11 protein-coding genes are annotated in these 15,039 nt (G+C 56.2%); 4 read left to right on the top strand and 7 right to left on the bottom strand.

Features of this window, described 5'->3' with window-relative positions:
• The first annotated feature begins 219 nt into the window (after window positions 1-219).
• On the top strand, window positions 220-3,831 hold the full coding sequence (mfd, locus tag N6V40_RS15770) for a transcription-repair coupling factor (RefSeq protein WP_262198197.1): 3,612 nt from the start codon (window positions 220-222) through the stop codon (window positions 3,829-3,831).
• Between the two features lie 23 nt (window positions 3,832-3,854).
• On the opposite strand, the gene N6V40_RS15765 is transcribed toward mfd, so the two are convergent.
• From N6V40_RS15765 to N6V40_RS15745, 5 genes are all read right to left on the bottom strand, one after another.
• Window positions 3,855-4,349 carry a tetratricopeptide repeat protein gene (locus N6V40_RS15765; protein ID WP_262198196.1) on the bottom strand — a complete coding sequence of 165 codons (495 nt, stop codon included), beginning with the start codon at window positions 4,347-4,349 and terminating at the stop codon, window positions 3,855-3,857.
• Window positions 4,350-4,440: 91 nt separating this feature from the next.
• The gene (locus tag N6V40_RS15760) at window positions 4,441-4,698 is read right to left on the bottom strand and encodes a hypothetical protein (protein WP_131090138.1); all 258 of its coding nucleotides are present in this window, start codon (window positions 4,696-4,698) and stop codon (window positions 4,441-4,443) included.
• A 35-nt stretch (window positions 4,699-4,733) separates the two neighbouring features.
• Window positions 4,734-5,420 (bottom strand): deoxyribose-phosphate aldolase, encoded by a 687-nt coding sequence (gene deoC, locus N6V40_RS15755; RefSeq protein ID WP_131090137.1) that lies wholly within the window; start codon window positions 5,418-5,420, stop codon window positions 4,734-4,736.
• 59 nt (window positions 5,421-5,479) lie between these two features.
• Window positions 5,480-7,210: a phospho-sugar mutase gene (locus N6V40_RS15750; RefSeq protein ID WP_262198195.1), complete on the bottom strand. Its 1,731-nt coding sequence runs from the start codon at window positions 7,208-7,210 to the stop codon at window positions 5,480-5,482.
• Window positions 7,211-7,262: 52 nt separating this feature from the next.
• A complete protein-coding gene (locus N6V40_RS15745) occupies window positions 7,263-8,072 on the bottom strand; it encodes a purine-nucleoside phosphorylase (RefSeq protein WP_396268018.1) in 810 nt (269 codons plus the stop codon).
• A gap of 123 nt (window positions 8,073-8,195) precedes the next feature.
• Here N6V40_RS15745 and N6V40_RS15740 point away from each other — a divergent pair, with 123 nt between their 5' ends.
• From N6V40_RS15740 to N6V40_RS15730, 3 genes are all read left to right on the top strand, one after another.
• A complete protein-coding gene (locus tag N6V40_RS15740; RefSeq protein WP_131090134.1) occupies window positions 8,196-9,599 on the top strand; it encodes an NAD(P)H-quinone dehydrogenase in 1,404 nt (467 codons plus the stop codon).
• Window positions 9,600-9,930: 331 nt separating this feature from the next.
• Window positions 9,931-11,319 carry an MFS transporter gene (locus N6V40_RS15735; RefSeq protein ID WP_131090133.1) on the top strand — a complete coding sequence of 463 codons (1,389 nt, stop codon included), beginning with the start codon at window positions 9,931-9,933 and terminating at the stop codon, window positions 11,317-11,319.
• A 146-nt stretch (window positions 11,320-11,465) separates the two neighbouring features.
• The gene (locus N6V40_RS15730) at window positions 11,466-12,206 is read left to right on the top strand and encodes an SDR family oxidoreductase (protein WP_165477361.1); all 741 of its coding nucleotides are present in this window, start codon (window positions 11,466-11,468) and stop codon (window positions 12,204-12,206) included.
• Between the two features lie 83 nt (window positions 12,207-12,289).
• Here the strand turns inward: N6V40_RS15730 and N6V40_RS15725 are convergent, their stop codons facing one another.
• Window positions 12,290-14,071, bottom strand: coding sequence for an acetyl/propionyl/methylcrotonyl-CoA carboxylase subunit alpha (locus tag N6V40_RS15725; RefSeq protein ID WP_131090131.1), 1,782 nt, complete (start codon window positions 14,069-14,071; stop codon window positions 12,290-12,292).
• Window positions 14,072-14,339: 268 nt separating this feature from the next.
• Window positions 14,340-14,858 carry a CGNR zinc finger domain-containing protein gene (locus N6V40_RS15720; RefSeq protein ID WP_131090130.1) on the bottom strand — a complete coding sequence of 173 codons (519 nt, stop codon included), beginning with the start codon at window positions 14,856-14,858 and terminating at the stop codon, window positions 14,340-14,342.
• Window positions 14,859-15,039 lie beyond the last annotated feature (181 nt).

Below are 15,039 nucleotides of genomic sequence, written 5' to 3'. Positions count from 1 at the left end.
GGCTGGGCGGGCAACAAAAAGTGCACGCCCGGGGACGGACAGTATTAACACTATCCGCTGGGATGTATTAGGTAGGCTAGGACTGCACCTAAAACAACATATTGGCGTTGAGTCGACCGCGGAATATCATTTGCGGTCGGTGTTCGTGGTGTCGAATTGGTTCAGGAATACAACTGAACCTACGGCTTCAAGCGCCTGCACGAGAGGATACGAACCCCCATGAGCCTGAGCGGACTTCATGACTTCCTGCGCGAGGAACCATCCTTCCGTCGCATCCGCCAAAGTGCAGCGAATAGCTTTTCTACGCGTAGTGAAGAGCTGGAGATCGCGGCCCCGCAAGGCATGCGTGCGATCCTCTCTGCCCAGATTTCTCAGGCGCTAAGCGAGAGCAAACATTCTGGAGTGACCCTGATTGTCACTGCCACCGGTCGTGAAGCCGAAGAAGTATCAAGCTCACTGAACGCCTTTCTTCCAACAGAGCAGATTGCTGAATTCCCGTCGTGGGAGACCTTGCCGCATGAACGTCTCTCACCTCGTAGTGACACGGTGGGACGTCGCCTCGAAGTACTGCGCCGGCTACACAACCGGGACGAAAATCTCAACGTGGTGATCGCACCCATCCGAGCAGTGCTACAACCACTCGTTGCTGGCCTAGGTGAACTGCGCCCGGTGACCTTGGAACTAGACGCCGAACCTGGATTTGATCAGGTCATCAAGGATCTCGCATCAGCTGCCTATGCTCGGGTGGACATGGTCACGCACCGAGGCGAGTTTGCCGTACGTGGTGGCATCATCGATGTCTTCCCACCAACGTTGGACCATCCGGTCCGTATCGATTTTTTCGGTGACCAAATTGATTCGATGCGTTTCTTCGCCATCGCCGATCAGCGCTCCACCGATGACCAGGGCCCACAAAAGATTATTGCCACGCCGTGCCGAGAAATGTTGATCACACCACAGGTCATGAGCCGGGCTGCCAACCTGAAAAACCATTTCCCAGCCGCTGAAGAAATGCTCACCAAAATTGCTGGTGGCATCGCCGTGGAGGGTATGGAATCTCTGGCACCCCTTCTGGTGGACCACATGGTTCCGTTGCTTTCCCTCCTGCCGGAATCCTCGATTGCACTGGTCATGGAACCAGAACGAGTGCGCGCCCGTGCACAGGATCTGAATGCCACTAACGCGGAGTTCCTTGCTGCCGCGTGGGCTTCGGCCTCAGATGGCGCCACAGCCCCACTGGATTTGAACACCGCCAGCTCGGAGCGCAAGCTCGCTAGCGGCGATTTTGCCTCGCTTTCCGAAACCCTTGAGCACGCCAAGGCCGCGAAGGTGTCCTGGTGGGCGCTGACCGCCATGGGCGAGGATGAAGAGCTGGAAGTCGGCGCGTCAACCATTCGCATCCCTGCGCGGGAACCACACGGCTATCAAGGCGACATTGAGGCGATGATGGAATTCATCGCTTCACGAGTTAAAGATCAGTGGCGTTTTGTTGTGGCCACCGACGGACCTGGTCCAGCGCAACGGCTATCTGAGCTGTTCGCTGAATTCAGCATTCCAGCCCACCGAGTTGAAACCCTTGACCAGGCGCCAACCGCGGGACTTATCGAAATCACCCAAGCGACCGCTGGGCGTGGATTTGTCTTTGAAGAGCTCAAGCTTGGGCTACTCACCGAAGCCGACCTTTTGGGTCGTTCAAGCGCGTACCCAAATCGTAAGGGACGCAAGCTCACCGCAAAGCGCAAGCGCAATGCCGTAGATCCACTCAGCCTGCAGGCAGGGGACTTCATCGTCCATGAGCAGCACGGCATCGGTAAATTTGTTGAATTGATGGCTCGCAAAGTTGCAGGTTCAGGCAAAGACGCCAAACGAGAATACTTGGTCGTTGAATACGCCTCCTCCAAACGTGGCGCACCGGGGGACCGACTATTCGTTCCCACAGACCAGCTGCACATGGTTACCCGATATGTCGGCGGCGAAGCACCCACCCTGTCCAAGATGGGTGGCTCAGACTGGGCCAGCACCAAGTCCAAAGCGCGCAAAGCGGTCAAGGAGATCGCTGGCGATTTGATCAAGCTGTATTCGGCACGCATGGCCAGCCGTGGGCACGCCTTCGGCCAAGACACTCCTTGGCAACATGAACTCGAAGAGGCCTTTGCCTTCATCGAAACTCCTGACCAGCTAACCGCAATCAATGAGGTTAAGTCGGATATGGAAAAGGAAATCCCGATGGATCGGTTGATTTCTGGTGACGTGGGCTTCGGCAAAACCGAAATTGCTGTCCGTGCAGCCTTCAAGGCCGTTCAAGACTCAAAGCAGGTTGCGGTACTGGTACCGACCACATTGCTTGCCTCCCAGCATCAGCAGACGTTCACCGAACGCTATTCGGGATTCCCGGTTCGAGTGAAAACACTGTCACGTTTCCAGACGGCCAAGGAATCCAAGGAGATCATGGCCGGACTGCAAGATGGCAGTGTTGATATCGTCATCGGTACCCACCGTTTGCTCTCCAAAAACGTTCAGTTCAAAAATCTTGGCCTTGTCATCATCGATGAGGAACAGCGTTTTGGTGTTGAGCACAAGGAAGAACTTAAGAAGCTGCGCACTAACGTGGATGTGCTGGCAATGAGCGCCACGCCAATTCCGCGTACCTTGGAAATGTCGCTCACCGGAATCCGTGAGACCTCCACTTTGGCCACGCCACCGGAAGAACGTCATCCGGTCTTGACCTACGTTGGCCCGCGAAGCGACAAGCAGATTTCGGCAGCCATCAAGCGTGAACTCATGCGCGATGGGCAGGTCTTCTTTGTCCACAACCGAGTTTCATCCATTGAGCGAGTGGCAGCAGAACTTCGCGAGCTGGCCCCTGAAGCGCGCATTGAAGTGGCGCATGGCAAGATGAGTGAGTCACGACTGGAACGGATCATCCAGGACTTCTGGGAAAAGAAATTTGATGTTCTGGTCTCCACCACCATTATTGAAACCGGCTTGGACATTTCCAACGCCAACACTTTGATTGTGGACCGGGCCAACAACTATGGTCTCTCCCAATTGCACCAGCTTCGTGGACGAGTCGGTCGTGGCCGTGAGCGTGCCTACGCTTACTTCCTGTGGGATGTAGAAAAGCCGTTGGGCGAGATTGCTCTTGAACGCCTCAAAGCGGTAGCAGCGCACAATGAGTTGGGTTCCGGCTACCAACTAGCGATGAAGGACTTGGAGCTGCGTGGAGCTGGCAATCTACTTGGTGGAGAGCAGTCCGGACATATTGCTGGGGTTGGCTTTGATTTGTACCTGCGCCTCGTGGGCGAGGCTGTCGCCGACTACAAGGGTGAGGGTGAAGAAGAAGCCACCGAGATGAAAATCGACCTGCCGGTCAACGCTCACCTACCGCACGACTATGTTCCCGGTGAACGTCTGCGCTTGGAGGCTTACCGCAATATCGCCGCCGCGGAAACCGACGAGGCGCTGACCGAGGTGCGTGAAGAACTGGTGGACCGCTACGGAAAGCTACCGCAACCGGTGGAGAACCTGATGCGGGTAGCAGCACTGCGCATCCGTGCTCGGGCTGTCGGGCTCAATGACATTCAGCAGATTGGCAACAACATCAAGGTGTCACCAGCCAAGATTGAAGACCTACCAGCGTCACGACAAGTCCGACTGGAACGCCTGTACCCAGGGGCAGCAAATAAGCCAGCGCTTAACTCGATCTTCATTCCAAAGCCAAGAACGTCACCTATTGGCGGGCGCGACCTAGTGGACGAAGAAATTTTGGAGTGGGCCGAAAAGCTGCTCTACGCGATCTTCGAACCAACCCCGGCACCGGCTACGAAATAACCGCCGGCCAGACGGAGAAGGGCTTAGCTTTGCGCTACGCCCGGGGCGGAAAGGTCATGGGCGTAGGCGGATAAGGCTCTGGCGTAGAGTTTGCTCGCTGGCGCCAGAGCAGTCACAGCAATTCGCACGGCTTCGGTCTGTCGACCGGCATCCGATAAGGCGAGCGTGAGAAACCCCTGTGCGTCGATGTGTAAGTCGGAGTCGGGGGAAACCTGTTCCAACAGGCTAATTGCTTGGTCAAAATCTCCAAGATTTCGCAATGTGCTCGCTAGTTGGATCCGAGCCTCATCCTGCTTTTGACCCGGTAGACCAGCCTGCAGTGCCTTGCTGTAGGGCTCTACTGCCAGTTGCTCTTCACCGAGAAAATCATGCAGGGAAGCAATTTCAAATAGGACACGTGGATCATTGGGGTCCAAGCCGGATAGTAGTTCATCAAGTTCAGCACGAAGCTGCTCGCCGCTCTTTGCCGCCGAAGCGTTCCAATAATCTTCTACCTGCTGATCCCACGACTTATCCATAACCCAAGTTTATGGCCGGCTTTTGGATTCACTACAGCTTAAAGAAAAGTTGGGCGATCCCGTAGGACCGCCCAACTATCGAAAGTCTGAATTACTGCTGGTGAGCAGCGCTTGCAGCGATGCGAGCTTCAGCCTTTTCGGAGTGGCTCATCAGGTGCATTGGAATAGCAAAAGCCAAGAACATCAGGGCGAAGCCCAGAAGAGTTGGCAACCACGCATTGTCCAGTTCCCAGAAGCCCAGGGTGTAAATGCCAGCTGAGAACATCACGAAGAAGATCACAAAACTAACAATGTTGCCGACAAGGCGGCCTTCACCTGAATGGGCAGTGTTCTTGCCGTTCGAGTACACTTTTTCTCCTTGAGGAAACAGATCGGTGCGATGTCCTAGTAGCTGGAACCGCTTTGCTCTCCTTCTAGGATAGCAACTCCTGAGCTAGATCCCAGACGGGTTGCTCCAGCGGTGATCATGGCACGGGCAGTTTCAACGCTGCGCACCCCGCCGGAGGCCTTAACGCCGAGTTCAGCGCCGACGGTCTGGCGCATCAATGCGACATCTTCAACAGTGGCCCCGCCGGTGGAGAAGCCAGTGGAGGTCTTCACGAAGTCAGCACCTGCTGCCTTAGCGGCCTCGCAAGCCAAAACCTTGGCTTCTTCGGTGAGCAGGCAGGTTTCGATGATGACCTTCAAGATCGCGCCACCCTCGTGAGCGGCCTGAGCGATAGCAAAGATCTCGTTGACCAACGCGTCGCGATCTCCGCGCAGTGCAGCAGCAATATCAATGACCATGTCGATCTCGTTGGCACCGTCAGCTACTGCGTGCTTGGTTTCAAAAACCTTGGTGTCGGTGGCCGAAGCACCGAGTGGGAAGCCGATCACCGAGCAGGTCAAGACGTCGGAGCCTTCAAGCTCGCGAGCCACGGTGGAAACCCACAGTGGGTTGACGCATACCGACTTGAATTCATACTTCTTGGCTTCTTCGCAGATCTGCACAATCTGTTCCCGGGAGGCGTTGGGAGCCAACAGGGTGTGATCAATGTAGCCAGCAATGTCGCGGGCGGTAAGTTCAGTCATCTTTTCCTCTAACAAATACGGGTTCAAGCCATTCAGCTGAAAGTCTTGAAGGGGTAAGCCTAGTTGGCATTTAGGTATGCTGCCAATTCCTGCTTGATGGTTTGGACCTGTGCGGTGGCGCGTTCACGTGCAGCAGGAACCTGTTCCAGCTGGTCAACCGGTTCAATGGTTTCCAAGTAGCACTTGAGTTTTGGTTCGGTGCCCGAAGGACGAACGATGACGCGTGCGCCGGAGAAGGTGTGCAAAACAATGGCGTTGGTTGCCGGCAGCTTATCTGTGCCCTTGGACAGATCCGTGACCTCAGAAACTTCCGAACCACCTAGGGACTCAGGAGCGTTCTGACGGAAGCGATCCATCAACACAGGGATCTGCGCCAGGTCCGTGAAACGCAAAGACAATTGGTCGGTGACGTGCACACCATGACGGGCAGCTAGCTCATCAAGGCGGGCCGAAATTGTGCTGCCCTCATCCTTGAGCTGGGCAGCTAGGTCGGCCAATGCGATACCGGCAGAGATTCCATCTTTGTCGCGGACAAGATCTGGAGCGACGCAGTAGCCCAGTGCTTCTTCATAACCAAAACCAAGATCTTCAACTCGTGAGATCCACTTAAAACCGGTCAAGGTTTCCTCATGCTCACGCCCCGCGTCCTTGGCAATAGCTGCCAGCATCCGGGAGGAAACGATGGAATTAGCCAGCTTTTTGCCCTCGGGCAAAGTCTTTGAAATTTGGTCACCCAAAAGCCAACCGACTTCATCACCGCGCAGCATACGCCACGTATCCCCATCGATGATCGCTGCTGCGCAGCGGTCAGCGTCCGGGTCATTGGCGATTACTAGATCCGCGTTCACCTCACGAGCCAAGGCCAAAGACAAATCAATGGCTCCTGGTTCTTCAGGGTTTGGGAACTTTACAGTGGGGAAGAGTGGATCTGGACGCTCTTGTTCGACAACCATGTGAACGTCGCTAAAACCGGCATTGAGCAATGCCTGTTTCATGGTGTGCCCACCAACCCCATGCATGGCAGAAACAACAACGTGCAGGTTCTTGCGGGACGATCCTTCGGGCTGATCTTCTGGGATCACCGGATGAATCGCAGCCAAGTAAGCTGCCTCAATATCACCTTCAGTGCCCAGCGCGGGAAGTACTTCCCACCCAGAGTCCGCCAGCTCAATCTGTGCAACAGGCTGTTGGTGATCAATCAAGGCAGCAATCTGAGCATCAATAGGGGAGACGATCTGTGCGCCACGGCCCGAGTCATCGGTAATCCGCCCGCCCACGTAGACCTTGTAACCGTTATCGCGTGGTGGGTTATGGCTTGCCGTGACCATGACCCCTGCTTCAGCAGAAAATTCACGCACTGCCCACGCCAAGACGGGTGTTGGCAGTGGGGAAGGCATCAGCAATACCTCGAAGCCGGCGGCGGCGAACACGCCGGCCGAGTCCTTGGCAAAAACGTCAGAGTTAAACCGAGCGTCAAAGCCGATCACAACTTTGGGGGTATAGGCAGATGCTGCCTTCTCTTTGAGGAATCGAGCGATACCTGCGGCGGTACGCAAAACAACAACGCGGTTCATGCGCATTGGACCGGCACCCAGTTCAGCGCGCAGCCCGGCCGTGCCAAATTCGAGCACACCAGAAAAACGGTCAGAGATGTCCTCGAAGGCCAACGCGTCACCTTCGGTGACCCGCTCGATGAGCAAGTTCAACTCTTCTTGAGTCTCGGCGTCCGGATCTTGGGCAGCCCATTTGCCGGCCACATCGAGCAGCTCGATCTTATCTGTATGATTCACTGATTTCCCTTTGAGAAAAACACCATTATTTGCCTATACCGCCCGGATAACCTTAGAGCTTGGCGATGATCTGGGCTAGAAGTTTGGAGATGCGCGGGCCAGCAGCCTGGCCAGCTTCGATGACTTCTTCATGGCTCAGTGGAACTGGGCTAATACCAGCGGCCAGGTTCGTCACCAATGACATGCCAAAGATCTCCATGCCAGCGTGGCGTGCGGCAATCGCTTCCAGCGCGGTGGACATGCCAACCAAATCTGCACCAATAGTTTTGGCGTATTGCACCTCGGCTGGGGTTTCGTAGTGTGGGCCGGTGAACTGCACGTACACGCCTTCATCCAGGCTTGAATCTACTTCGCGAGCGATTTCACGAATGCGTGAAGAGTAAAGATCGGTCAGATCAACAAAGGTGGCGCCTTCCAATGGGGAAGTGGCCGTGAGGTTGATGTGATCGGAGATCATCACTGGGGTGCCGGGGGTCCAGTTCTCATTCAGGCCACCGCAACCGTTGGTCAGTACCAGGGTTTCGCATCCTGCGGCTGCAGCGGTGCGGATTGGGTGGACGACCGAGCGAACGCCGCGTCCTTCGTAGTAGTGGGTGCGTGCGCCCAGTACGAGCACTCGCTTTCCGGTGGAGGTCAGGATCGAGGAGATGCTGCCCTTGTGGCCTGGGACGGCCGAGGCGTGGAAGCCTGGAATCGTGGTGGCGTCCAAGGTGTGGGTGGTTTCGCCGATCAATTCGGCGGCCTGGCCCCATCCGGAGCCCAGCACTAGCGCGATGTCGTGTTTTTCGACGTTGGTCTGCTCAGCGATTACCTGTGCAGCCTGCGCTGCTAGAGCCTGTGGGTCATTATGCGTATCAGTCACGGGCAATACGCTACCGGTAGCGGGGCTATTTGTCAGGTGAAGCTAGTGCTTCAGAATCAATGTCACGTCCAAAATCTGGCTTTCGATGTGCGCATTGAACGCACATGGTGAACAATAGAAATTGTGAGCGCAGACAGTAGTAGTGAAGCAACCCGTTTAGTAATTCTCGGCGGAGGACCTGGTGGCTATGAAGCTGCCATCGGAGCAGCCCAAATGGGCGCCAACGTCACCGTTGTAGAACGTGCCGGCATGGGCGGTTCGGCAGTGCTGACCGATGTCGTCCCATCCAAGACCCTAATTGCTACCGCCGACGCTGTGCGCCGCGTAAAGCAAGCTGAAGCATTCGGAGTCCACGTTGAAGGACTCGACTCAGCGGTTACCGACTTCTCGGTGGTCAACCACCGACTCTTGGCCTTGGCCAAAGAGCAGTCCTCGGACATTCGCAACACCCTAGAACGTGGTGGCGTGCGCATTGTGATTGGTGAAGGTCGTCTTCTCGACGCGAACACCGTCGCTGTGGCTCACCCGGATGGAACCGAGCAGAACATCGATGCTGACGCCATTCTTCTGGCCGTCGGTGCCCACCCACGCGAATTGCCTACGGCTAAGCCAGATGGCGAACGCATTTTTAACTGGACCCAGATCTACAACATGAACGAGGTGCCAGAGCACCTGATCGTGATCGGTTCTGGTGTCACCGGCGCTGAGTTCGCTTCCGCCTACAAGCTGCTAGGCGCCAAGGTCACCTTGGTGTCCTCGCGTGACCGAGTCCTTCCGGGCGAGGACGCAGACGCAGCGGCAGTGCTGGAAGATGCCTTCAAGGAAAACGGCGTTAACGTTGTTTCCCAGGCTCGCGCCGAAGGCGTAGAGCGCAAGGGCGACAAGGTCTTTGTCACCTTGGCCGATGGCCGTGTACTTGAAGGAAGCCACTGCCTCGTTGCAGTTGGCGGCATCCCCAACACCGCAAACCTCGGTCTGGAAGAAGCTGGCGTACAGCTCAGCGAATCTGGACACATCAAGGTCGACGGTGTTTCGCGTACTACCGCAACCAACATCTACGCCACCGGTGACTGCACCGGCGTCTTCGCACTAGCATCGGTAGCTGCGATGCAGGGCCGTATTGCCGTAGCTCACCTTCTTGGCGACACGGTGAAGCCGCTGAACTTGGATTTGGTTGCCTCGAACGTTTTCACTTCCCCAGAAATCGCTACCGTTGGTGTCACCCAGCGCGCAGTAGCTGAGGGCAAGTACCAGGCGAACATCATCAAGGTGGACTTGAACACCAACGCTCGCGCCAAGATGATGAACGTGGAGCACGGCTTTGTGAAGATCGTTTCGCGCAAGGGCTCAGGCACCGTCATTGGCGGTGTGGTGGTAGCACCGCGAGCTAGTGAACTGATTTACTCGCTGGCCTTGGCAGTTCAGAACGGCCTGCACGTTGATGACGTGGCAGAGACCTTCACGGTCTACCCATCCTTGTCCGGTTCGTTGGGCGAGGCGGCACGGCGCCTTCACCGACACCTCTAAACACCGGTTAGCATCCAAGAACGGCAGCTGAGTTTTCACAACTCAGCTGCCGTTCTTGTGTTGTTTAAGGGAGTCGCAAGTAATAGTGATTGTTTTCACCTTGACCCTGCCTTCAGCGGAAGAAAACTTTTCTTTTTGCTAGTCATATCTCATTATGTGAACGGCGAAATTCGGCTATTTTCCCGGGAAGTAAGAGGGTAGTGAACGTCAGGTGGGGATTTGGTGTCCAAATAATGGACATCAATATCCGAATACTGGGCAGCGAGGCTTAAGATTGTGACATTCGTAAATGAACGACCAACTCGTACTTTCACTCTAAGGAGCAGCCTCAATGTCGCAGGCTAACCAGACAGTGGTGCCCAAGGGGAACTCACGCGGACGCGTGCTATTCGCCAGCATGATTGGCACTACAGTCGAATTCTTCGATTTCTACGCCTACGCCACCGCGTCGGTGCTCGTGTTCCCAGCACTGTTCTTCCCGAACGCCACCGCAATCAACGCGATCCTTTCTTCGTTCGCGATTTTCGGTGTTGCCTTCCTGGCCCGTCCATTGGGATCGATTGTCTTCGGTCACTACGGCGACAAGCTGGGACGTAAAGGCACCTTAGTTGCCTCGCTGCTGCTCATGGGTATTGCGACATTCCTGATTGGCTTCCTGCCGCCAGCTGCCGGTCACTGGACCATCTTGGCGCCGCTAGCTTTGGTCATCCTGCGCTTTGCACAGGGCTTGGCCTTGGGTGGTGAGTGGTCCGGTGCAGCACTGCTGGCCACAGAAAATGCTCCAAAGAACAAGCGTGCCATCTACGGCACCTTCCCACAGCTGGGCGCACCAATCGGTTTCATCATTGCCAACCTAATCTTTGTGGCTCTGCAGACCTGGAGCACCCCAGAGCAGTTCCAAGCATGGGGCTGGCGTATTCCGTTCTTCTTCTCGGCTGTTATGGTTCTCATCGGTTTGTGGGTTCGCCTCAAGCTGGTTGAGTCCGCTTCCTTCCAGAAGGTTCTGGATCAGAAGAAGGTTGTAAAGTCGCCATTCGCGGTGACCATGAAGAAGCACTGGCGTCCAACCTTGGCTGGTACCTTCATCATGCTGGCAACCTACGTGCTGTTCTACCTGATGACTTCCTTCACCCTGACCTATGGCACCCAGCCCGCTACCGTTGAGACGGCTTCTGCGGCTGCTGCAGCCAAGGGCAAGGCCTTTGACGCAGCCGGATTTGTTCCAGGCTTGGGCATTGAACGTCCAACCTTCCTGACCATGCTGATCATCGGTGTTGTCTTCTTCGGTATCTTCACCGTTGTCTCCGGCCCACTGGCTGAGAAGTTCGGCCGTCGTAAGTTCCTGATGTGGGTTTCTACCGGCATCTTGGTCTTCGGCCTTGCCTGGACCTTGTTCTTCGGTCCAGGTCAGGCAGCCGCTATGGCAGGCTTGATTGTTGGTTTCGCGCTGATGGGCATGACCTTTGGCCCAATGGCTTCCTACCTGCCTGAGCTCTTCCCTTCCAACGTTCGCTACACCGGCTCTGCGGTTGCCTACAACATGTCCTCGGTGATCGGCGCTGCTCCTGCATCATTTGTTGCAGTAGCCCTGTGGAAGGCCGGAGACGGCAACACCGTTGGTGTTGGTATCTACCTCTCAATTGCCGCAGTACTGACCTTGATTGCCCTGTTCCTCACCCGAGACACTTCGGATGTTGACATGGAAGAATTCATTGAATAATTGAACTGCGCTTCACGCCTAAGGCCTGCCCAAACACCACATGATGGTGTTTGGGCAGGCCTTAGTTCGTTGTTTCCGTTCGTTGCATCCGTACATAGATGTGCGAGCATGGGAACACAGTCACTGTGGATCAAAAAGGAGCAGTCATGCGCGTTGCAGTTGCCGGAGGCACCGGAATGTTAGGACGCCAAGTCGTTGAAGTACTCAGAACTCTTGGTCATGAGCCGCTGGTTCTTTCACGTTCCTCAGGATGCGACCTGACTAACCAGAACTCCGTACGGCAGTGGCTGACCGACTGCGAATCGGTCATTGACGTCTCTGGCTCCGCGACCACCAGCGCATCAGCTTCGATGCGTTATTTCACCCAGTCCACCGCGAACCTGGTCAGCGCCGGACGCGAGGCCGGGGTGCAGAACCACGTGGCTCTGTCCATCATCGGTGCTGCAGCTATCGACTCCGGCTACTATGCCGGCAAAGCTGCCCAAGAACGTATGCTGCAAATGCTGGACGGCGGATACACGTTGTTGCGCACCACTCAGTTCCATGAATTTGTGGGTCAAAACATCACTCGCCTTGGCGCAGGCCCCGTGCAAATGGCCCCAAAAATGCGTCTCCAGCCGATTGCCGGCAGTGAAGTAGCGATCGCGCTAGCCGAGCTGGCGTTGGCTCCTGCTCAGGGTGTGGTTCAGGATCTGGCCGGACCGCAAGAAGAGAGCATGCCGGATCTTTTTGCCCAGTACCTTGCACACCAAGGCAAATCACCAAAGATCGTTGAAGTCCCGGTTCCCGGTGCCATGGGTAAAGCGATGCGTACTGGCGGAATCCTGCCTGGTAGCTCTGCCCGGCTAGGACAAGTGAACTTCACCGATTGGCTTGCTGCCCAGTAGCCATACAGGAAAGTTAGAACACCGGTGGGGGTTCTTTCAAGGAAAATACCTTAAAAGAACCCCCACCAGTTTTGCGAAAGAAACTAGCTTGCGTCACCAATCGAAGCGATCACAGCACCGGAAGACAAGGTCTCGCCGGGAGCTACCTCTAGGCCACTAACCACACCATCGCGGTGCGCGGTGATCGGCTGTTCCATCTTCATGGCTTCAAGCACCACGATCAGATCGCCCTGAGCTACCTCTGCGCCATTTTCAACGGCGACCTTCACGATCGTTCCCTGCATAGGGGAGCGCAGCTCAGCGCTGTTGGCACTGGAGCCAGCAGCTGCCTTACGGCTGGACTTACGCTTCTTCTTAGCTCCGCCCTGATCGGCGCTGCCGGCAGAGATTGAGCCCAGCGAGGAAGGAAGGGTCACTTCTAGGCGCTTCCCGTTAACCTCAACGGTGACGCTGGTGCGCTGCGAATCTTCAGCGTCCTCTGACGCTCCTGGCATTGGGTGCGGTTCAATGGCGGTGGCAAATTCGGTCTCGATCCAGCGGGTGTGGACCGTGAAAGCACCTTGTGTAGGAACAAATGCTGGGTCGCTCATCACTGCACGGTGGAATGGAAGAACGGTAGCCATGCCATCAATCTGGAATTCCTCCAGTGCTCGACGGGCACGTGCTGCAGCAATTTCACGGGTGCCGCCGGTGACGATGAGCTTAGCGATCATCGAGTCGAAGTTACCGGAGACGCTTTCGCCCTGCTCGATACCCGAGTCAACACGCACGCCAGGACCCGAAGGCAGGTTCATCTTGGAGATGGTGCCCGGGGTTGGCATGAAGTTGCGGCCAGCGTCTTCACCGTTGATGCGGAATTCGAAGGAGTGACCACGAACTTCTGGATCGGTGTAGCCCAGCTCTTCGCCACGGGCGATGCGGAACTGTTCGCGAACCAAGTCCAGTCCGGTCACTTCCTCGGAGACTGGGTGCTCTACCTGCAGGCGGGTGTTGACCTCCAAGAAGGAGATCACGCCGTCCTGGCCCACCAAGAACTCGCAGGTGCCAGCGCCGGTGTACTTAGCTTCACGCAAGATCGCCTTGGACGCTTCGTAGAGTCGGGTGATCTGATCTTCGCTCAAGTATGGTGCCGGAGCTTCTTCAACCAGTTTCTGGTTGCGGCGCTGTAGCGAGCAGTCGCGGGTGGAGACAACAACAACGTTGCCGTGCACGTCGGCCAAGCACTGAGTTTCTACGTGGCGCGGTGCGTCCAGGAAGCGTTCGATGAAGCATTCGCCGCGGCCGAAGGCTGCGACGGCTTCGCGAACTGCAGAGTCATAAAGCTCGCCAATTTCCTCGCGGTTGCGAACCACCTTGATACCGCGTCCGCCGCCACCGTAGGCAGCCTTGATGGCTAGTGGCAGACCGTGCTCATCGGCGAAGGCGTAGACCTCGTCAGCTGAAGCGACAGGATCTTTGGTACCTGGTACCAGCGGAGCGCCAACCTTCTCAGCGATGTGGCGGGCCTTGACCTTGTCACCGAGCTGATCGATGGAATCTGGCGAAGGGCCGATCCAGGTCAGGCCGGCGTCGATGACTGCCTGAGCGAATTCCGCGTTCTCCGACAAGAAGCCGTAACCCGGGTGGATAGCGTCCGCGCCGGAGCGTTCGGCAGCGTCCAAGATCTTCTCAATGCGAAGGTATGACTCGGCAGCGGTGATGCCGCCCAGCGCGTAGGCTTCATCAGCCAAACGCACATGCAGTGCATCGCGGTCGGAGTCGGCGTAGACCGCTACGGACTCGATTCCTTCATCGCGTGCGGCACGGATAATGCGCACTGCAATCTCGCCGCGGTTGGCGATTAGCACCTTCGTCAATTGATTCATCGTGAACCTGTCTTCAAAAAATAGGGTTTCTCATCTAGGAGCCTATCGTTTTTGTGGGAACTATATGTAGTTAACCCGCCAAACCCGGGTGTTTGAGATGAAACTTTGGAGGAATCCTACAAATATTAGGTCTCTGAAAGGCTGTTCAGCGGAGCTGAGCAGAGCCAGCGGGGTAGGCGCGGCTGAACGTGAGGGGACGTAGGAGGAACTACAAGTGAAAGCTTGATTGCTGTCCGGGATGTCCGCGTGGGATTTTGCCGATGAACCTTTAGGCCTGACGCACGCGGTGGCGACGGACCGCAGCTCGATTGGCGCAGCGCACCGAGCAGTAACGCTGTCGTCCATTGCGCGTTACATCCACAACCACCTGGGTGCAGGGTTCGGCTTCGCATCGACGCAATCGGTGCATGCCGCGGGTGCTCAGATGCAGGGCCGTTCCCACCGCAATGACCGACCGCAGTACCAGTGGCATATTCTGCCCGTTATCGCGATAGTGCAGATGCCACCCTTCTCCATCGTGATTGACCATGCGTGGATACGCGGAAGCTTGGGCCATCTGCAGATTTAATAGCTCAGCACGTTCTTCATCCGAAGCCGCATCAACGATGCGCAACCAGTCATCAATCATGGCGCGCGTTTGACTATGGTCGGCACTGCGCCGCGGAAAAGGCATGGTCATGCCGACCTCGCGAGTGCGCGCTTCGATCTCATCGCGGTTTTCCGGCCAGTTATTTGCCAAGGAAGCAGCGAGTAAAACCGCATACTCTCCGTAAGGGTTGAGTTGCATAAGGACATTACATCATGCTGATTCTATGACCACAACGAACTACAGCCCCAGCATTGATCAACGATCCTCAACGACCAGCCATGAGCACTTCTGGGAAGTGCAATCTAGTCACCAGACCTCCCAGGGGATTGTGCAATACCTACAGTGCCACGACTGCCGCACGCACCAGGTGCGCCAGCTT

This window comes from Glutamicibacter sp. M10, from assembly GCF_025452055.1.
GTDB lineage: Bacteria > Actinomycetota > Actinomycetes > Actinomycetales > Micrococcaceae > Glutamicibacter.
Note: the sequence above shows the minus strand (reverse complement) of the source record. Positions and strands in the feature narration are given on the sequence as shown.